The organism is Staphylococcus sp. FSL W8-0056 (genome assembly GCF_037963075.1).
In the GTDB taxonomy this organism is placed as follows: Bacteria; Bacillota; Bacilli; order Staphylococcales; family Staphylococcaceae; genus Staphylococcus; species Staphylococcus aureus.
This window is the reverse complement of sequence record NZ_CP150142.1, coordinates 1,257,196-1,276,414: the sequence shown is the minus strand read 5'-3', so window position 1 is coordinate 1,276,414 and position 19,219 is coordinate 1,257,196. Positions and strand designations below refer to the sequence as shown.

Genomic DNA, 19,219 nt, shown 5'->3' with positions numbered 1-19,219 from the left:
ATGGTCAAAGTAACTGATTATTCAAATTCAAAATTAGGTAAAGTAGAAATAGCGCCAGAAGTGCTATCTGTTATTGCAAGTATAGCTACTTCGGAAGTCGAAGGCATCACTGGCCATTTTGCTGAATTAAAAGAAACAAATTTAGAAAAAGTTAGTCGTAAAAATTTAAGCCGTGATTTAAAAATCGAGAGTAAAGAAGATGGCATATATATAGATGTATATTGTGCATTAAAACATGGTGTTAATATTTCAAAAACTGCAAACAAAATTCAAACGTCAATTTTTAATTCAATTTCTAATATGACAGCGATAGAACCTAAGCAAATTAATATTCACATTACACAAATCGTTATTGAAAAGTAATGTCATACCTAATTCAGTAATTAAATAAAGAAAAATACAAACGTTTGAAGGAGTTAAAAATGAGTCGTAAAGAATCCCGAGTGCAAGCTTTTCAAACTTTATTTCAATTAGAAATGAAGGACAGTGATTTAACGATAAATGAAGCGATAAGTTTTATTAAAGACGATAATCCAGATTTAGACTTTGAATTTATTCATTGGCTAGTTTCTGGCGTTAAAGATCACGAACCTGTATTAGACGAGACAATTAGTCCTTATTTAAAAGATTGGACTATTGCACGTTTATTAAAAACGGATCGTATTATTTTAAGAATGGCAACATATGAAATATTACACAGTGATACACCTGCTAAAGTCGTAATGAATGAAGCAGTTGAATTAACAAAACAATTCAGTGATGATGATCATTATAAATTTATAAATGGTGTATTGAGTAATATAAAAAAATAAAATTGAGTGATGTTATATGTCAGATTATTTAAGTGTTTCAGCTTTAACGAAATATATTAAATATAAATTTGATCAAGATCCACATCTCCAATCTGTATTGATTAAAGGTGAGCTTTCAAATTTCAAAAAGCATTCAAGTGGTCATTTATACTTTAATGTGAAAGATAAAGAGAGCGTTATAAGTGCCATGATGTTCAAAGGTAGTGCTTCTAAATTAAACTTCGAACCTAAAGAAGGAGATGAAGTCTTATTAGAAGCACGTGTTTCTGTTTTTGAACGTCGTGGAAACTATCAAATTTATGTAAATAAAATGCAATTAGATGGTATAGGGAACTTATATCAAAAATTAGAAGCATTAAAGAAAAAATTAACTGAAGAAGGTTGTTTTGATAAAGCGAATAAGAAATCAATACCTAAGTTTCCTAAAAAAATTGCAGTTTTAACAGCGAGTACAGGTGCCGCAATTCGAGATATCCATTCAACGATAAATAGTCGTTTTCCATTAGCTGAACAAATACAAATTAGTACTTTGGTTCAAGGTGAAAAAGCAAAAGACGACATTATTGAAAAAATTGAATATGCAGATAGTTTAGGTGTAGATACCATTATTGTAGGTCGAGGTGGTGGATCCATAGAAGATTTATGGAATTTCAACGAAGAAGCTGTCGTCCGTGCAATATATAATTGTAAGACACCGATTATATCAGCAGTAGGTCATGAAACAGACTTTACATTAAGTGATTTTGCTGCAGACATCAGAGCTGCGACTCCAACTCAAGCTGCTGTTATTGCAACACCAGACCAATATGAATTGCTGCAACAAATACAGCAATATCAGTTTACATTGACTCGTTTCATCAAGAAACATTTAGAACAACAACGTAAACATGTTGAACATTTGTCATCGTATTACAAGTTTAAACAACCAACTTTATTGTATGATCAACAGATACAACGTCGAGATGATTTAGAAAAGAGACTGAAACAACAAATTCAGGCAACTTTTGAACAACAGAGACATCGATTAATGCTGTTGCAACAACGTTATAATTTAAAAGCATTACTAAGTAGTGTTAATCAAGAACAACAAAATAATCTTCAATTGACAAACCAACTTGTTAAATTATTGAATTCTAAGATATTAAGTTATAAAAATGATTTGAAAAATAAAGTAGAAAACTTAAACAATTTAAGTCCAACTAATACAATGTTGCGTGGATATGCAATTGTTAATAAAAAAGACGAAGTCATTACGAGTACTAAAGATTTAACAGAAAATGATCAATTGACGTTAACAATGAAAGATGGCTTAGTAGATGCAAAAGTTACGAAAGTAAGGTGTAATAATGACTAAAGAAACGCAAAGTTTTGAAGAAATGATGCAAGAATTAGAGCAAATTGTTCAAAAATTAGATAATGAAACAGTATCTTTAGAGGAATCATTAGATTTATATCAACGTGGTATGAAACTATCAGCAGCTTGTGACACAACTTTAAAAAATGCCGAAAAAAAGGTGAATGACTTAATAAAAGAAGAAGCTGAGGATGTAAAAAATGACGAATCTACCGATGAATAAATTAATAGATGAAGTCAATAATGAATTATCGGTTGCGATAAATAAATCAGTAATGGATACTCAGCTAGAAGAAAGCATGTTGTATTCATTAAATGCTGGAGGTAAACGCATCCGACCAGTTCTGTTATTACTCACTTTAGATTCACTAAATACCGAGTATGAGTTAGGTGTGAAGAGCGCAATTGCACTAGAAATGATTCATACATATTCACTTATTCATGATGACCTACCAGCGATGGATAATGATGATTATCGACGAGGGAAATTAACAAATCATAAAGTATATGGTGAGTGGACTGCGATATTAGCAGGTGATGCTTTATTAACTAAAGCATTTGAACTTATTTCAAGTGATGATAGATTAACTGATGAAGTAAAAATAAAAGTTCTACAACGGCTGTCAATAGCAAGTGGTCATGTTGGAATGGTCGGCGGTCAAATGTTAGATATGCAAAGCGAAGGCCAACCAATTGATCTTGAAACTTTGGAAATGATACACAAAACAAAAACAGGAGCATTATTAACTTTTGCGGTTATGAGTGCAGCAGATATCGCTAATGTCGATGATGCAACTAAAGAACATTTAGAAAGTTATAGTTATCATTTAGGTATGATGTTCCAGATTAAAGATGATTTATTAGACTGCTATGGTGATGAAGCAAAGTTAGGTAAAAAAGTGGGCAGCGATCTTGAAAATAATAAAAGTACGTACGTGAGTTTATTAGGGAAAGATGGCGCAGAAGATAAATTGACTTATCATAGAGACGCAGCAGTGGATGAACTAACGCAAATTGATGAACAATTCAATACAAAACACTTATTAGAAATCGTTGATTTATTTTATAGCAGGGATCACTAAAAGCAAATATATCGATTAGCAACAATTGTAAAGTTTGAAATGTCTCAAAAGGCATATTCAACTGACGTTGTTTGTTAATCGATTTTTCTCATGTTGAAACTTAAAATTATGTTGAAGACTTTCATTTAAAAAATAGAATTTTCAATTTCTATACGACAATATTCGTATCTGTGACATCAAAGTGATTTTAATTAAATATGTTCAAACAATTGACGCTTATTAAATCTAATAATTAGCAAGTTTATTACACATATATTCATTTTTATACATATTTTAAGCAATTGTTATGCGTAATATGAAAAATATTTATAAATAGATAACCAAGATAGATAAACCATGTTTACCCTTTTTACGTAAAGGTGTTTAGTAGTCGTAAATCAGTGCATGTGTTAAAATAAATGTATAAATATTCGTAATCAGAGGTGTTTACTGTGCCCAAAAAATCGGTTAGGCATATAAAAATTAGAGAAATTATTTCAAATGAACAGATAGAGACACAAGATGAATTAGTTAAACGATTAAACGATTATGATTTAAATGTCACTCAAGCAACTGTTTCTCGTGATATTAAAGAACTACAACTTATTAAAGTACCTATACCTTCAGGTCAATATGTTTATAGTTTACCAAATGATAGAAAATTCCATCCTTTAGAAAAATTGGGACGTTATTTAATGGATTCCTTTGTTAATATAGATGGTACTGATAATTTACTTGTTCTAAAAACATTACCTGGTAATGCACAATCTATTGGAGCTATATTAGACCAAATCAATTGGGAAGAAGTACTAGGCACAATTTGTGGTGATGATACTTGTTTAATTATTTGTCGAAGCAAAGAGGCAAGTGATGAAATCAAGTCAAGAATTTTCAATTTGTTATAAGGATGCGATGAGTTTATGTTACAAACCTTATCAATCAAGCAATTTGCTATTATTGAAGAATTAGAAATTCAATTTTCTGATGGTTTAACTGTTTTAAGTGGTGAAACGGGTTCAGGTAAGTCAATTATTATAGATGCAATTGGACAATTAATTGGAATGAGAGCTTCATCTGATTTTGTAAGACATGGTGAAAAAAAGGCTGTCATCGAAGGTATATTTGATATTGACGAGAGTAAAGATGCTATACATATATTGAAAAATATGGATATTGATGTAGATGAAGATTTTTTATTAGTTAAACGGGAAATTTTTAGCTCTGGTAAAAGTCTTTGTAAAATTAATAATCAAACAGTTACTTTACAAGATTTACGAAAAGTTATGCAAGAATTATTAGATATTCATGGCCAACATGAAACGCAGTCTTTGTTGAAACAAAAATACCATTTAACATTATTGGATAATTACGCAGAATCACGTTATCAAGATTTGTTGGATAAATATCACCAAACTTTTCAAAATTATAAAGCCAAAAAGCAAGAGTTAGAAGATTTAGAATCAGCAGACCAAGCATTGCTGCAGCGTTTAGATTTAATGAAATTCCAATTAGAAGAATTGTCTGAAGCACATCTAAAAGAAGGCGAAATAGAGCAACTTGAAATAGATATTAAACGCATTCAAAACTCTGAAAAATTAAGCTTAGCGCTTAATAACGCACATATGACATTAACGGATGAAAATGCTATCACTGATCGTTTGTATGAACTAAGCAACCATTTGTTAACAATAAACGATATAGTTCCAAATAAATATGACAAATTAAAAGAAGATATTGATCAATTTTATTACATTTTAGAAGATGCAAAACATGAGTTATATGATGAAATGGCTAATACAGAATTCGACGAACAAGTGTTAAACGAGTATGAATCTCGTATGAATTTGCTGAATAATTTAAAACGTAAATATGGAAAAGATATTTCAGAATTAATCGCATATCAAGAAAAGCTTAATAATGAAATCAATAAAATTGAAAACTATGAACAAAGTACATCGCAGTTACGAGAAGAAATAAATGCATTGTATAATCAAGTTATAGAGGTTGGACAAGCGTTATCAAAGCAGCGTCGTATAGTCGCTAGGGAGTTAAGAGACCACATTGTATCGGAAATTCAAAACTTACAAATGAAAGACGCAAATCTTGAGATTTCATTTAAAAAATTAGAAGAACCGAATATTGATGGAATCGAATTTGTAGAATTTTTAATCAGTCCAAATAAAGGGGAACCATTAAAAAGTTTAAATAAAATTGCATCAGGTGGAGAACTTTCTAGAATTATGTTAGCGTTAAAAAGTATTTTTGTTAAATCGAGAGGTCAAACTGCAATTTTATTCGATGAGGTTGACTCAGGTGTATCTGGACAAGCCGCACAAAAAATGGCAGAGAAAATGCGAGATATAGCAGAATATATACAAGTTATTTGTATTTCTCACTTGCCACAAGTTGCATCGATGAGCGACCATCATTTATTAATTTCGAAGTCATCAAAAGATGATCGTACAACAACACAAGTTCAAGAGTTAATTGGCGATGATAAAGTAGATGAAATTGCACGAATGATTTCAGGTGCAAGTGTTACTGATTTAACTCGAGAAAATGCAAGAGAAATGATACAACACAATCAAAGACGTAGATAATTTCCAAAGTGTGTTGAATACTCATTTATGGATTTATTTATGTGCATTCAAACTAAATAGACAATCATGTAAAATAGGTAATTAATGGACATGAAAACTATGTATTAATAAATTTTCAATGGATATATATCATTAGTTAGGAGTAAGAACATGTCAGAGAAACAATATGATTTAGTCGTTCTCGGTGGAGGTACTGCAGGATATGTTGCTGCGATACGTGCGTCTCAATTAGGTAAGAAAGTGGCAATAGTAGAACGACAACTATTAGGAGGTACTTGTCTCCATAAAGGTTGTATTCCTACTAAATCGCTGCTTAAATCTGCTGAAGTATTTCAAACAGTAAAACAGGCAGCAATGTTTGGCGTTGATGTCAAAGATGCTAATGTTAATTTTGAAAATATGTTGGCACGAAAAGAAGACATTATTAATCAAATGTATCAAGGTGTAAAGCATTTAATGCAACACAATCACATTGACATTTATAATGGCACGGGACGTATTCTAGGTACATCTATATTTTCACCTCAAAGTGGCACAATTTCTGTCGAATATGAAGATGGTGAATCAGACTTATTACCCAACCAATTTGTATTAATTGCAACTGGTTCTTCGCCTGCAGAGTTGCCATTCTTATCATTTGATCATGATAAAATTTTATCTAGCGATGATATATTATCATTAAAGACGTTACCATCAAGTATTGGTATTATTGGTGGTGGTGTTATCGGAATGGAATTTGCATCATTGATGATAGATTTAGGTGTTGACGTAACAGTTATAGAAGCAGGTGAAAGAATTTTACCAACTGAAAGTAAACAAGCTTCACAACTATTAAAAAAATCATTGTCAGCACGTGGTGTTAAATTCTATGAGGGAATAAAACTTTCTGAAAATGATATAAATGTTAACGAAGATGGTGTTACGTTTGAAATTTCTTCAGACATAATTAAAGTAGATAAAGTGTTGCTATCGATTGGTAGAAAACCTAACACATCAGATATTGGTTTAAACAACACTAAAATAAAACTTTCTACATCAGGACATATTTTAACGAACGAATTTCAACAAACTGAAGATAAACATATTTATGCAGCTGGTGATTGTATAGGAAAATTACAATTGGCACATGTTGGATCAAAAGAAGGTGTTGTGGCTGTTGATCATATGTTTGAGGGGAACCCAATCCCAGTAAACTATAACATGATGCCTAAGTGTATTTATTCACAACCTGAAATTGCTTCTATCGGTTTAAACATTGAACAAGCAAAGGCAGAGGGAATGAAAGTTAAAAGTTTTAAAGTACCATTTAAAGCAATTGGTAAAGCAGTGATTGATAGCCATGACGCAAACGAAGGGTATAGCGAAATGGTGATTGATCAATCAACTGAAGAAATTGTGGGTATTAATATGATTGGTCCACATGTAACAGAATTGATTAATGAGGCATCACTGTTACAGTTCATGAATGGCTCGGCATTAGAATTAGGACTAACAACACACGCACATCCTTCCATCTCTGAAGTGTTGATGGAATTAGGATTGAAAGCAGAAAGTAGAGCTATTCACGTATAAATAGGAGGATTTAACATGATTGATTATAAATCATTAGGCCTTAGCGAAGAAGACCTAAAAGTAATATATAAATGGATGGATTTAGGTAGAAAAATAGATGAAAGACTGTGGTTATTGAACCGTGCAGGTAAAATTCCATTTGTTGTAAGTGGTCAAGGACAAGAAGCAACTCAGATTGGGATGGCATACGCATTAGAAGAAGGTGATATTACAGCGCCTTATTATAGAGATCTAGCTTTCGTTACTTATATGGGTATCTCAGCGTATGATACGTTTTTATCAGCGTTTGGAAAGAAAGACGATGTTAACTCTGGTGGAAAACAAATGCCATCACACTTTAGTAGTAGAGCTAAGAATATTTTGTCTCAAAGTTCACCGGTAGCAACTCAAATACCCCATGCTGTTGGTGCTGCTTTAGCTTTAAAAATGGATGGTAAGAAGAAAATTGCAACAGCAACTGTTGGTGAAGGTAGCTCAAACCAAGGTGACTTCCATGAAGGTTTAAACTTCGCGGGTGTACACAAACTTCCTTTTGTATGTGTCATTATAAATAATAAATATGCAATTTCAGTACCTGATTCATTACAATACGCAGCTGAAAAATTATCGGATAGAGCACTTGGTTACGGTATACATGGTGAACAAGTAGATGGTAATGATCCATTAGCAATGTATAAAGCGATGAAAGAAGCAAGAGATCGAGCTATTTCTGGTCAAGGTTCAACTTTGATTGAAGCAGTAACAAGTCGTATGACAGCTCATTCATCAGATGATGACGACCAATATCGTACGAAAGAAGAGCGTGAAGCGCTTAAAAAAGCTGACTGCAATGAAAAGTTCAAAAAAGAGTTGCTTTCAGCTGGCATTATCGATGATGCTTGGTTGGCAGAAATAGAAGCGGAGCATAAAGACATCATCAATAAAGCGACAAAGGCTGCTGAAGACGCGCCATATCCAAGTGTCGAAGAAGCCTATGCATTTGTGTACGAAGAAGGGAGTCTTAACTAATGGCTAAATTATCTTATTTAGAGGCGATACGCCAGGCACAAGACTTAGCATTACAACAAAATAAAGATGTGTTTATTCTTGGTGAAGATGTTGGTAAAAAAGGTGGCGTATTTGGTACTACTCAAGGACTACAACAACAATATGGTGAAGACAGAGTTATCGATACGCCATTAGCTGAGTCAAATATTGTTGGAACTGCCATTGGTGCAGCTATGGTAGGTAAAAGACCAATTGCAGAAATTCAATTTGCAGATTTTATTTTACCTGCGACAAATCAAATTATTAGTGAAGCTGCGAAAATGCGTTATCGTTCAAATAATGATTGGCAATGCCCATTAACGATTCGTGCACCATTTGGTGGCGGTGTTCACGGAGGACTATATCATTCACAAAGTATTGAAAGTATATTTGCTTCATCACCAGGTTTAACAATTGTTATTCCTTCCACACCGTATGATGCTAAAGGGCTTTTATTATCATCTATCGAATCAAATGATCCAGTATTGTACTTTGAGCATAAAAAAGCTTATCGTTTCTTAAAGGAAGAAGTGCCAGAAGAATATTACACTGTACCTTTAGGAAAAGCAGATGTTAAACGTGAAGGTGAAGATTTAACAGTATTTTGTTATGGATTAATGGTCAATTATTGTTTACAAGCAGCGGATATTTTAGCTGCAGACGGTATCAACGTTGAAGTCGTTGATTTACGAACTGTTTATCCATTAGATAAAGAAACAATTATTGATCGTGCTAAAAATACAGGTAAAGTTTTACTTGTAACTGAAGATAATTTAGAAGGTAGTATTATGTCAGAAGTGTCAGCGATTATTGCAGAGCATTGCTTGTTCGATTTAGATGCACCAATCATGCGTTTAGCTGCTCCAGATGTACCATCTATGCCATTTTCTCCTGTATTAGAAAATGAAATTATGATGAATCCAGAAAAAATCTTAAATAAAATGCGTGAATTAGCAGAATTCTAGGGAGGGAAAGTCATGGAAATAACAATGCCTAAGTTAGGTGAGAGTGTTCATGAAGGTACCATTGAACAATGGTTAGTTTCTGTTGGTGATCATATTGATGAATATGAACCATTATGTGAAGTTATTACAGATAAAGTGACAGCTGAAGTCCCTTCCACGATATCAGGAACAATTACAGAAATTTTAGTTGAAGCGGGGCAGACAGTAGCTATTGATACAATTATCTGTAAAATTGAAACTGCTGATGAAAAGACAAATGAAACAACTGAAGAGATACAAGCAAAAGTGGATGAGCATACTCAGAAATCTACTAAAAAAGCTAGTGCAACAGTGGAACAGACATTTACTGCTAAACAAAATCAACCTCGTAATAATGGTCGCTTTTCACCTGTTGTATTTAAACTCGCTTCAGAGCATGACATTGATTTATCACAAGTTGTAGGTAGTGGATTTGAAGGTCGTGTAACTAAGAAGGATATAATGTCAGTTATTGAAAATGGTGGTACCACAGCTCAATCTGACAAACAAGTTCAAACAAAATCAACATCAGTAGATACATCAAGTAACCAATCATCTGAAGACAATAGTGAAAACAGCACAATACCAGTAAATGGTGTGCGTAAAGCAATTGCGCAAAATATGGTTAATAGTGTAACAGAGATTCCACATGCATGGATGATGATTGAAGTAGATGCTACAAATCTTGTGAATACGAGAAATCATTATAAAAACAGCTTTAAAAATAAAGAAGGATATAATCTAACGTTCTTTGCTTTCTTTGTAAAAGCTGTAGCAGATGCTTTAAAAGCATATCCTTTATTAAATAGTAGCTGGCAAGGAAATGAAATTGTCTTACATAAAGACATTAATATTTCAATTGCTGTTGCTGATGAAAATAAATTATACGTACCTGTGATTAAGCATGCAGACGAAAAGTCAATCAAAGGTATAGCTAGAGAAATTAATACTTTAGCAACAAAAGCGCGTAATAAGCAATTGACAACTGAAGATATGCAAGGTGGAACATTTACAGTTAATAATACTGGTACATTTGGTTCAGTATCATCAATGGGGATTATAAATCACCCTCAAGCAGCGATATTACAAGTAGAATCAATCGTTAAAAAGCCAGTAGTAATTAATGATATGATTGCAATTCGAAGTATGGTAAATTTATGTATTTCAATAGATCATCGCATTTTAGATGGTTTACAAACTGGTAAATTTATGAATCATATTAAACAGCGTATCGAACAGTATACTTTAGAAAATACAAATATATATTAGTGATAACATGGATACATCTATCGACAACTTGTTTTATCTTGTTCTTGTCGATGGATGTATTTTTTTGGGCAATAAAATATGTGCAATAAATTCAAAAAAAGATAAAGAACAATAATCAACATGGTTGAATGCATTTTTGCAGTAAAGTCAAAATAATACATCATACTGGAAACATATTAATGAAAACAGGTGAACAAATTAGTTTCCATGATATTAAGCACAATAATGTTTGGTATATTGTTAAAATTGTGTCTAAATATTGGTGTGATTCAGATTAGTTTATTGAACAATATGTTATTAATTAGTAGAATGAGGATAGTTTAAATATAAAGGGATAGGTGATTGAACTTATGGACATGAATTTCGATTTATACATGAACGGTGTTGTAGAACAAGCAAGGAATGAAATTGAATCTGCGGGATATGAGCAATTAACTACTGCAGAAGATGTTGACAAAGTTCTTAAACAAGATGGTACAACACTAGTTATGATCAATTCTGTATGTGGTTGTGCAGGTGGTATCGCAAGACCAGCAGCATCACATGCTTTACATTATGACGTATTACCTGATCGTCTAGTGACAGTATTTGCTGGACAAGATAAAGAAGCGACACAAAGAGCGCGTGAATACTTCGAAGGTTATGCGCCTTCAAGTCCGTCATTTGCATTAGTAAAAGATGGAAAGATTACAGAAATGATTGAAAGACATCAAATCGAAGGTCATGATGTGATGAACGTAATTAATCAATTACAAACATTATTCAATAAATATTGTGAAGAAAGATAAGAGGCGCTAACCCATGTTAAAGTTAAATCCTTACAAGATTGGATTTAGAACAATAAAAACAGCAGTGGGTATGACTTTAGGTGTAATTATTAGTAAGCTGTTAGGTTTAGATAATTATGCTTCAAGCGCCATATTAGTCGTATTATGTATTAAACATACAAAAGTACATTCGCTACAAGCGATTATTTCAAGATTAGTATCATGTTTTTTAGTATTGTTTTTAGGTTCAGCAATATTTAGTTTATTAGGTCAGAGTCCAATTGTACTCGGTATTATCGTATTGTTATTTATACCATTAACTGTCGTATTAAAAGTACAAGAAGGTGTCATTACGAGTTGCGTTATATTACTTCATGTTTTTAATGCAAAATCAATTGATGCACATTTAATTGTTAATGAAACATTATTACTGTTAATTGGACTGAGCATTGCATTTACAATGAATTTAATGATGCCAAGTTTAGACAAACAACTAGACGAATACAAATGTAAAATTGAGCAACAAATTGCTGATATTTTTAGTAAATATAGTTATATTTGTGAAAAATATGAAGATACCATTGCGATTGAATTTGAAGTGTTACTTTTAAATATTAAAAAGGCGAAGTCTATCGCGTTCCGAGATGTTAAAAATCATTTTGTTAGAAACGAAAATTCATACTATCATTATTTTGATATGCGAGAAGAGCAAGTGGAATTGTTAATGAGAATGAAACCGCTCATCGAAAGTATCTGTCATAAAGATCCACTTTTAAATGATGTTTCGTCACTGCTGAAAGAAATTGGTCTAAATGTGAATAGTAATGACTATACAGCAATGCGTTTACACAATTTGTATGAGACGCGTTTGAAATTGGATGAACTGCCATTGCCAACAACACACAAAGCGCTTAACTCGAGAGCAAGTATTATTCAAATATTAAATGAATTAGAAGAATATTTACAAATCAAATCGCAATTTGGTTCATTGAAAATGCATAGTGAAGTAGCTTAAAAAATAATCCATCCGTATGACCCATGTTTGAAAGTAATCGTTGCAATACGATAACTTATTAATACATGCGTTTATAACGGATGGATTTTTAATTGTATGATTTTGTATAGGTAGTTGAGATATAGTTTATAAAATTGGAATGATACTCGTTAATAACAATGCTAATACAACTGATACAAGCATAACGATAATGATAATTCTTAAAACTTTATTTTGCATTTTGTGTGCCTCCAAATGAATAACCTTTGTATTAATAATTACGACATAAGATATAAAACTTTTAACTTGAGACGATATAACTAGCAATCATCATTAAGGAATATAATAAAAAACATGAGTAAGTTTGCTTATGTCATTTTCCTCATTATACGATATCTTTGAAAAATCAATCAATATATTTTTGACAAAGCTTAGTTTGAGTTACAATAAATATATATAATAAATTGAAAATAATATGACACAATTTACAAGCCTGATAAATCTGTGTAACGTCAATTACTGTAACATTTTATTTCATCAATTTTTACCGTTTGGCGTACTTGAAAATTTTGATAAAAGGGGTTCCATTATGATTAATGAGCAAAGATTACTTAATACGTTTTTAGAACTTGTACAAATCGATTCTGAGACAGGGAATGAATCAACAATCCAACCTATTTTAAAAGAAAAATTCATAGCATTAGGGTTAGATGTTAAAGAAGATGAAGCGGCTAAACATCCTAAATTAGGTGCCAATAATCTAGTGTGTACAATGAATAGTACTATCGAAGAAGGCGAAGTACCTAAATTATATTTGACGAGCCATATGGATACTGTTGTACCCGCAATTAATGTAAAGCCAATTGTAAAAGATGACGGCTACATATACTCTGATGGTACGACTATTCTAGGTGCAGATGATAAAGCAGGATTAGCAGCGATGCTTGAAGTTTTGCAAGTGATAAAGGAACAACAAATCCCACATGGACAAATTCAATTTGTGATTACTGTTGGGGAAGAATCAGGTTTAATTGGTGCTAAAGAATTAAATTCAGAGTTGTTGGACGCGGACTTTGGTTATGCTATTGATGCAAGTGCTGATGTCGGTACTACGGTTGTAGGTGCACCGACGCAAATGTTAATTTCAGCTAAAATTATTGGCAAAACAGCTCATGCAAGTACGCCAAAAGAGGGTGTTAGTGCTATTAATATTGCGGCTAAAGCAATTAGTCGAATGAAATTAGGACAAGTTGATGAAATAACTACTGCCAATATTGGTAAGTTTCATGGCGGTTCAGCTACGAATATTGTTGCAGATGAAGTCATTTTAGAAGCAGAGGCACGTTCTCACGATCCAGAAAGAATAAAAACACAAGTCAAACATATGACTGATGTGTTTGAAACTACTGCATCAGAATTAGGTGGGAAAGCAGAAGTTACAGTGGAGCAAAGTTATCCAGGATTTAAAATTAATGATAATGAAGCGGTTGTTAAAATTGCACAAGAAAGTGCTCGTAATTTAGGATTATCTGCAAATACAATTATTTCTGGTGGCGGTTCAGACGGCAGTATTATTAATACATTTGGTATTCCTTCAGTCATTTTAGGAGTGGGTTATGAAAAAATCCATACAACAAATGAGAGAATGCCGATTAAATCATTGAACTTGCTTGCAAGTCAAGTGTTAGAAATAATCAAAATAGTTGCGCGACAATCGAAATGATTTAGTGTAGTGTATGTCTATTTTGTGATACAATACTAATGAAAAATCAACAAGTGAGGTAAGTAATATGACACAACAAATTGGAGTTATTGGTTTAGCCGTTATGGGTAAAAACCTAGCTTGGAATATTGAATCACGCGGATATAGTGTATCTGTATTTAACCGCTCAAGTGAAAAAACTGATTTAATGGTTGAAGAATCAAAAGGGAAAAATATTCATCCAACGTATTCATTGGAAGAATTTGTTAATTCTTTAGAAAAACCACGTAAAATTTTATTAATGGTTCAAGCAGGTAAAGCTACGGATGCAACAATTGATAGTTTGTTACCTTTATTAGATGATGGAGATATTTTAATTGATGGTGGTAATACAAACTATCAAGATACTATCAGACGTAATAAAGCATTAGCACAAAGTGCAATCAACTTTATTGGTATGGGCGTTTCTGGTGGTGAAATTGGAGCGTTAACTGGTCCGTCATTAATGCCGGGTGGACAAGAAGAAGCTTATAACAAAGTTGCAGATATTCTTGATGCAATTGCTGCTAAGGCAAAAGACGGTGCTTCATGTGTTACTTATATTGGACCAAATGGTGCTGGACACTATGTGAAAATGGTACATAATGGTATTGAATATGCTGACATGCAATTAATTGCAGAAAGTTATGCTATGATGAAAGAATTATTAGGTATGTCTCATGAAGACATTGCTCAAACGTTCAAAGACTGGAATGCTGGTGAATTAGAAAGTTATTTAATTGAAATCACTGGTGATATTTTCATGAAATTAGATGAAAATAAAGAAGCATTAGTTGAAAAAATTCTTGATACTGCAGGTCAAAAAGGTACAGGAAAATGGACTTCAATTAATGCATTAGAATTAGGTATTCCATTAACAATCATTACTGAATCTGTATTTGCACGTTTTATCTCTTCAATCAAAGAAGAGCGCGTAAATGCTTCTAAAGAATTAAATGGTCCAAAAGCATCATTTGATGGTGACAAGAAAGACTTTTTAGAAAAAATTCGTAAAGCATTATATATGAGTAAAATTTGTTCTTATGCACAAGGTTTCGCGCAAATGCGTAAAGCAAGTGAAGATAATGAATGGAATTTAAAACTTGGTGATTTAGCTATGATTTGGAGAGAAGGTTGCATTATACGTGCACAATTCTTACAAAAGATCAAAGATGCTTACGATAATAATCCAGGATTACAAAACTTATTGCTAGATCCTTACTTTAAAAACATCGTTACTGAATATCAAGATGCGTTACGTGATGTTGTCGCAACTGGTGTTCAAAATGGTGTACCAACACCTGGTTTCTCATCAAGTATTAATTACTATGATAGTTACCGTGCAGCTGATTTACCTGCAAACTTAATTCAAGCACAACGTGACTACTTCGGTGCTCACACGTACGAAAGAAAAGATAAAGAAGGCGTATTCCATACACAATGGATTGAAGAATAATATTGACCATTGAGCCTGAGACCTTATGAATTTAGGTAATGTTAAAGAGACAATTTCTATTATTTATTTGATAGAAATTGTCTCTTTCCTTATGTATTTATCGAAATTTTCTACGCATGATATATTCAATGATTTTCTTTCTCTTGTCAAATTAAAATTTTCAACTTTTATAAATTAACGATATCTATCCTCATAGAATTTGTCCGTTTAAGTGTAGACGTTTTACTTACATACTATTAAGATAGCATTAGTAAATAATTTTAATATTTCGATAAATAGATTACGTTTTATTATTTGATGAATAAGAGGGATAGAATGTCATATACTTCTGTATTGTTTAATAAGAACTTTACTTTTTATTTAATAGGGATAGCTTTTTCTAACATGGGCAGTGCTTTTACTACGTTTGTTTTTCCATTAATGATTTTAAAGCTTACTGGATCTGCATTTCAAGTTGGCATAGTTTCTGCACTAAGTTTTATACCTTATGCAATTTTAGGATTGCCAGCTGGTGCTTTAATTGACAGATTGAATAAGAAGACCATAATGAAATGTGCTGATATAATTAGGTTCGTTTCATATTTAAGTATACCAGTATTAAGTTTTTTCAATATGTTAAGCATCTTTCAAATTTATGTAGTTGCAATCATTTCAGGTATTGGATTAGTATTTCACAGTATTTCTGAGGTTTCGATAATCCCAAGTATTGTAAAAGAAGAAGATTTGGCGAGCGCAAACAGTTATATATACGCTACTCAAAATGTTTCGGAATTTTTGGGCCCTATAATTGGAGGTTTACTTTATACATATATGGGATATTCAATATTGATTTTTATAGATTCTATGACTTTTTTACTCTCATTTTTCAGTTTGATATTAATTAAAATTGAAACAAAGAGTATATTCAATCAAGAAAAGTTGAGTGGAAAAAATTTTTTGAGCGATGTTAAAGTTGGATTTGATTATCTATTATCTAATTCAACTATTAGAGTAATGGCTGTTGTTGTAAGTTTATCCAATCTAATTATCTCACCTTATTATATTTATATAGTAATGTTTGTAAAGGAAGACATGAATCAATCATCTCAAGCATTGGGGTTAGTTTTAGGTATCTCATCATTAGGTGCGCTAATCGGTTCATTATCTGCAAGTTTTCTCTTGAAATTATTTAATTTCGGAAAACTAATTGTAATTATATTATTTTTAGATACAATTTTTAGATTAATGTTACCATTTAGTACTTATATTTTTATACTCATCCCACTTTTAGGGTTGACATATATGACACAATCCATTTTAAATATAGCGATAATCACACTGAGGCAAAAGAAATGTTCAGAAAATATGTTAGGACGTGTTAATAGTGTTTTTAAAACAATGGTTTTTGCATTCAGACCTATAGGCCTTTTTTTAGGCGGTATATTACTTGAAAATAAAGGTGGATTTTATGCACTTACGATCAGTGCTGTGTTATTTATACCATTAGTGTTATATATACTGAAAAATAGATTTTATCAAGTTGAAGAATATTAAGAAGAAAATTAATAAAAATGGCTGCTATGTCAAATTGGACTGATGAATTCAATATAGGAAGTTAGGCAACTAAACATTGTATAACTTTCTTTTTAGTTATTGGAGCTTAAAGTTTTGAACATAATAATATTCGATTGCGCAAATGATTGTAACTTCCATAATCAAATGATGTACGTTTAATTAATTTTATTATGTTAGTTATACATTCTAATGGACAATGTGAGCTACACCCAGTTAAGTTGACATAGAAAATACGAAAACTTTGAACGAAGTATTTCATTGATATATGTCCCAGACGACATGTTTGATTAATGAAGTTCTATGTGGCTACAAAATTTTAAAAATTACACAAGCAATATCTATTACCTTAAAAGCATCCCGCCATATTTTTAAGCATTTTGTGAAGTAATAAAATATTTACTGTGTTATGATAGCATGTACTATAGAGAAATAGAGGTACTATTTTATGGAAAAGTTAAATCAAGTTATGTTATATGTTGATGATGTTGAAAAAGCGAAAGCATTTTGGACAGAAACTTTAGAATTTGTTGTTGTAAGTGAAACACCGTTAGCTGAGGACTATGTTGCAGTTGAAGTATCACCTACCAAAGATGCTGAAACGTCATTGACGATTATGGCAAAAGAATTTATTGAAAAGCATAGTCCAGAGGTGAACCTAGGAACACCATCTTTAATGTTTAAAGAGAAAAACTTTGATGCATTATACTCAAAATTAAATGATTTAGGTTTAACTGGGCATGATATAGTAGAAATGGATGGTCAACGTGTATTTAATTTCCAAGATGGACAAGGTAATTATTTTGCAGTTAGTGACTAAACAATCGATTTTAATATTTATACAAACCTTTATATTGATTTTCGGATTGAATTTCAGTATGAAGGTTTTATTTTTATCGTTTTATGCAATCGTTTGCACAAATCTTTTGACTTTTTTAGAAAGAGTAACTAAACTGTTATTATATAGAGGTTGGAAGCGTTTTCCAATGCAGAAATTAACAGGAGGTGATTAAATGGTTACGATTAAAGATGTTGCACTAAAAGCCGGTGTTTCTCCTTCGACAGTTTCAAGAGTTATAAAAGGAAATAAACGTATTAGCGAAGCGACAATTTCAAAAGTGAAGAAAGTTATGGAAGAATTGAATTATTTTCCTAATACCGCTGCTAGAACTTTAATTACAAACCAAACATATAAAATTGGTTTAGTGTTAAAAGGGTCTGAGGAGCCTATTCGACTGAATCCATTCTACATCAATGTATTGCTAGGAATTTCTGAAACGTGTAACCAGCATGGCTATGGTACACAAACGACAGTCTCAAATAATATGAATGATTTAATGGATGAAGTTTATAAAATGATTAAACAACGAATGGTTGATGCGTTTATACTGCTTTATTCAAAAGAAAATGATCCAATTAAACAAATGTTAATTGATGAAAGCATGCCATTTATTGTGATTGGTAAGCCTACATCGGATATAGATCATCAATTTACACACATAGATAATGATAATATATTAGCTTCTGAAAATTTGACACGACATGTTATTGAACAAGGTGTAGATGAATTAATATTTATTACAGAAAAAGGAAATTTTGAAGTTTCAAAAGATAGAATTCAAGGATTTGAAACGGTTGCATCACAATTTAATCTGGATTATCAAATTATTGAGACTAGTAATGAAAGAGAAGTTATTTTAAATTACATGCAAAATCTACATACGCGTTTGAAGGACCCAAATATTAAACAGGCAATCATTTCGTTAGATGCTATGTTACATTTAGCGATTTTAAGTGTCCTATATGAACTTAATATTGAAATTCCGAAAGATGTAATGACAGCAACGTTCAATGATTCTTATTTAACCGAAATTGCGTCACCACCTCAAACCTGTATTGACATCAAGCCTCGAATGTTAGGTCAACAGGCTGGTTCAGCAATTTTAAATATATTGAAAAACAAAGCACAGGATGTTATTGAACTCGTCATTATAGATACAGAATTAAAAATAAGAAAATCAACACAGCGATAG

Annotated in this window: 20 protein-coding genes; 19 read left to right on the top strand and 1 reads right to left on the bottom strand. The window is 31.9% G+C overall.

Annotation, left to right across the window (positions count from 1 at the left end):
• The 13 genes from NSS86_RS06285 to NSS86_RS06225 all read left to right on the top strand — a co-directional run bounded on the left by NSS86_RS06285 (window position 1) and on the right by NSS86_RS06225 (window position 12,459).
• Window positions 1–363, top strand: coding sequence for an Asp23/Gls24 family envelope stress response protein (locus tag NSS86_RS06285; RefSeq protein ID WP_000241588.1), 363 nt, complete (start codon window positions 1–3; stop codon window positions 361–363).
• 59 nt (window positions 364–422) lie between these two features.
• Window positions 423–812, top strand: coding sequence for a transcription antitermination factor NusB (gene nusB, locus NSS86_RS06280; RefSeq protein WP_000087385.1), 390 nt, complete (start codon window positions 423–425; stop codon window positions 810–812).
• Window positions 813–828: 16 nt separating this feature from the next.
• On the top strand, window positions 829–2,166 hold the full coding sequence (gene xseA, locus NSS86_RS06275; RefSeq protein WP_001286928.1) for an exodeoxyribonuclease VII large subunit: 1,338 nt from the start codon (window positions 829–831) through the stop codon (window positions 2,164–2,166).
• On the top strand, window positions 2,159–2,389 hold the full coding sequence (locus NSS86_RS06270) for an exodeoxyribonuclease VII small subunit (protein ID WP_000159865.1): 231 nt from the start codon (window positions 2,159–2,161) through the stop codon (window positions 2,387–2,389). The genes xseA and NSS86_RS06270 overlap by 8 nt, the downstream gene beginning before the upstream one ends.
• Window positions 2,367–3,248: a polyprenyl synthetase family protein gene (locus NSS86_RS06265; RefSeq protein WP_000183383.1), complete on the top strand. Its 882-nt coding sequence runs from the start codon at window positions 2,367–2,369 to the stop codon at window positions 3,246–3,248. Before NSS86_RS06270 ends, NSS86_RS06265 begins: the two co-directional genes overlap by 23 nt.
• A 431-nt stretch (window positions 3,249–3,679) precedes the next feature.
• Window positions 3,680–4,132: a transcriptional regulator ArgR gene (argR, locus tag NSS86_RS06260; RefSeq protein WP_001124985.1), complete on the top strand. Its 453-nt coding sequence runs from the start codon at window positions 3,680–3,682 to the stop codon at window positions 4,130–4,132.
• A gap of 15 nt (window positions 4,133–4,147) precedes the next feature.
• Window positions 4,148–5,827, top strand: coding sequence for a DNA repair protein RecN (recN, locus tag NSS86_RS06255; protein ID WP_000942210.1), 1,680 nt, complete (start codon window positions 4,148–4,150; stop codon window positions 5,825–5,827).
• A 150-nt stretch (window positions 5,828–5,977) separates the two neighbouring features.
• Complete coding sequence (gene lpdA / locus NSS86_RS06250) at window positions 5,978–7,399, top strand: dihydrolipoyl dehydrogenase (protein WP_001291533.1); 1,422 nt, start codon at window positions 5,978–5,980, stop codon at window positions 7,397–7,399.
• A gap of 15 nt (window positions 7,400–7,414) precedes the next feature.
• Complete coding sequence (locus NSS86_RS06245) at window positions 7,415–8,407, top strand: thiamine pyrophosphate-dependent dehydrogenase E1 component subunit alpha (RefSeq protein ID WP_000568351.1); 993 nt, start codon at window positions 7,415–7,417, stop codon at window positions 8,405–8,407.
• Window positions 8,407–9,390 carry an alpha-ketoacid dehydrogenase subunit beta gene (locus tag NSS86_RS06240; RefSeq protein WP_001096633.1) on the top strand — a complete coding sequence of 328 codons (984 nt, stop codon included), beginning with the start codon at window positions 8,407–8,409 and terminating at the stop codon, window positions 9,388–9,390. The genes NSS86_RS06245 and NSS86_RS06240 overlap by 1 nt, the downstream gene beginning before the upstream one ends.
• Window positions 9,391–9,402: 12 nt before the next feature.
• Window positions 9,403–10,677 (top strand): dihydrolipoamide acetyltransferase family protein, encoded by a 1,275-nt coding sequence (locus tag NSS86_RS06235; protein WP_000406838.1) that lies wholly within the window; start codon window positions 9,403–9,405, stop codon window positions 10,675–10,677.
• 350 nt (window positions 10,678–11,027) lie between these two features.
• A complete protein-coding gene (brxB, locus tag NSS86_RS06230) occupies window positions 11,028–11,465 on the top strand; it encodes a bacilliredoxin BrxB (protein ID WP_000367419.1) in 438 nt (145 codons plus the stop codon).
• Between the two features lie 13 nt (window positions 11,466–11,478).
• Window positions 11,479–12,459 (top strand): aromatic acid exporter family protein, encoded by a 981-nt coding sequence (locus tag NSS86_RS06225; RefSeq protein ID WP_000916196.1) that lies wholly within the window; start codon window positions 11,479–11,481, stop codon window positions 12,457–12,459.
• 126 nt (window positions 12,460–12,585) lie between these two features.
• On the opposite strand, the gene prli42 is transcribed toward NSS86_RS06225, so the two are convergent.
• Window positions 12,586–12,765, bottom strand: coding sequence for a stressosome-associated protein Prli42 (prli42, locus tag NSS86_RS06220; protein ID WP_001789875.1), 180 nt, complete (start codon window positions 12,763–12,765; stop codon window positions 12,586–12,588).
• Window positions 12,766–13,027: 262 nt separating this feature from the next.
• Here prli42 and NSS86_RS06215 point away from each other — a divergent pair, with 262 nt between their 5' ends.
• The 6 genes from NSS86_RS06215 to NSS86_RS06190 all read left to right on the top strand — a co-directional run bounded on the left by NSS86_RS06215 (window position 13,028) and on the right by NSS86_RS06190 (window position 19,219).
• The gene (locus NSS86_RS06215) at window positions 13,028–14,161 is read left to right on the top strand and encodes a tripeptidase T (protein ID WP_000606693.1); all 1,134 of its coding nucleotides are present in this window, start codon (window positions 13,028–13,030) and stop codon (window positions 14,159–14,161) included.
• A 67-nt stretch (window positions 14,162–14,228) separates the two neighbouring features.
• Window positions 14,229–15,635, top strand: coding sequence for an NADP-dependent phosphogluconate dehydrogenase (gndA, locus tag NSS86_RS06210; protein ID WP_000193707.1), 1,407 nt, complete (start codon window positions 14,229–14,231; stop codon window positions 15,633–15,635).
• 315 nt (window positions 15,636–15,950) lie between these two features.
• Window positions 15,951–17,168, top strand: coding sequence for an MFS transporter (locus NSS86_RS06205; protein WP_000122710.1), 1,218 nt, complete (start codon window positions 15,951–15,953; stop codon window positions 17,166–17,168).
• A 466-nt stretch (window positions 17,169–17,634) separates the two neighbouring features.
• Window positions 17,635–18,006 carry a VOC family protein gene (locus NSS86_RS06200; protein ID WP_000413436.1) on the top strand — a complete coding sequence of 124 codons (372 nt, stop codon included), beginning with the start codon at window positions 17,635–17,637 and terminating at the stop codon, window positions 18,004–18,006.
• Window positions 17,945–18,199, top strand: a complete 255-nt coding sequence (locus NSS86_RS06195; protein WP_001792107.1) for a hypothetical protein — start codon at window positions 17,945–17,947, stop codon at window positions 18,197–18,199. Before NSS86_RS06200 ends, NSS86_RS06195 begins: the two co-directional genes overlap by 62 nt.
• A complete protein-coding gene (locus tag NSS86_RS06190; RefSeq protein WP_000256319.1) occupies window positions 18,200–19,219 on the top strand; it encodes a LacI family DNA-binding transcriptional regulator in 1,020 nt (339 codons plus the stop codon).

Coding starts and splice junctions, on each gene's coding strand:
- NSS86_RS06265 (WP_000183383.1), top strand. CDS start 2,367: ATGACGAATCTACCGATGAATAAATTAATAGATGAAGTCAATAATGAA.
- NSS86_RS06285 (WP_000241588.1), top strand. CDS start 1: ATGGTCAAAGTAACTGATTATTCAAATTCAAAATTAGGTAAAGTAGAA.
- NSS86_RS06200 (WP_000413436.1), top strand. CDS start 17,635: ATGGAAAAGTTAAATCAAGTTATGTTATATGTTGATGATGTTGAAAAA.
- NSS86_RS06225 (WP_000916196.1), top strand. CDS start 11,479: ATGTTAAAGTTAAATCCTTACAAGATTGGATTTAGAACAATAAAAACA.
- brxB (WP_000367419.1), top strand. CDS start 11,028: ATGGACATGAATTTCGATTTATACATGAACGGTGTTGTAGAACAAGCA.
- recN (WP_000942210.1), top strand. CDS start 4,148: ATGTTACAAACCTTATCAATCAAGCAATTTGCTATTATTGAAGAATTA.
- NSS86_RS06195 (WP_001792107.1), top strand. CDS start 17,945: ATGGTCAACGTGTATTTAATTTCCAAGATGGACAAGGTAATTATTTTG.
- NSS86_RS06190 (WP_000256319.1), top strand. CDS start 18,200: ATGGTTACGATTAAAGATGTTGCACTAAAAGCCGGTGTTTCTCCTTCG.
- NSS86_RS06205 (WP_000122710.1), top strand. CDS start 15,951: ATGTCATATACTTCTGTATTGTTTAATAAGAACTTTACTTTTTATTTA.
- NSS86_RS06240 (WP_001096633.1), top strand. CDS start 8,407: ATGGCTAAATTATCTTATTTAGAGGCGATACGCCAGGCACAAGACTTA.
- NSS86_RS06235 (WP_000406838.1), top strand. CDS start 9,403: ATGGAAATAACAATGCCTAAGTTAGGTGAGAGTGTTCATGAAGGTACC.
- NSS86_RS06245 (WP_000568351.1), top strand. CDS start 7,415: ATGATTGATTATAAATCATTAGGCCTTAGCGAAGAAGACCTAAAAGTA.
- nusB (WP_000087385.1), top strand. CDS start 423: ATGAGTCGTAAAGAATCCCGAGTGCAAGCTTTTCAAACTTTATTTCAA.
- lpdA (WP_001291533.1), top strand. CDS start 5,978: ATGTCAGAGAAACAATATGATTTAGTCGTTCTCGGTGGAGGTACTGCA.
- NSS86_RS06270 (WP_000159865.1), top strand. CDS start 2,159: ATGACTAAAGAAACGCAAAGTTTTGAAGAAATGATGCAAGAATTAGAG.
- NSS86_RS06215 (WP_000606693.1), top strand. CDS start 13,028: ATGATTAATGAGCAAAGATTACTTAATACGTTTTTAGAACTTGTACAA.
- xseA (WP_001286928.1), top strand. CDS start 829: ATGTCAGATTATTTAAGTGTTTCAGCTTTAACGAAATATATTAAATAT.
- gndA (WP_000193707.1), top strand. CDS start 14,229: ATGACACAACAAATTGGAGTTATTGGTTTAGCCGTTATGGGTAAAAAC.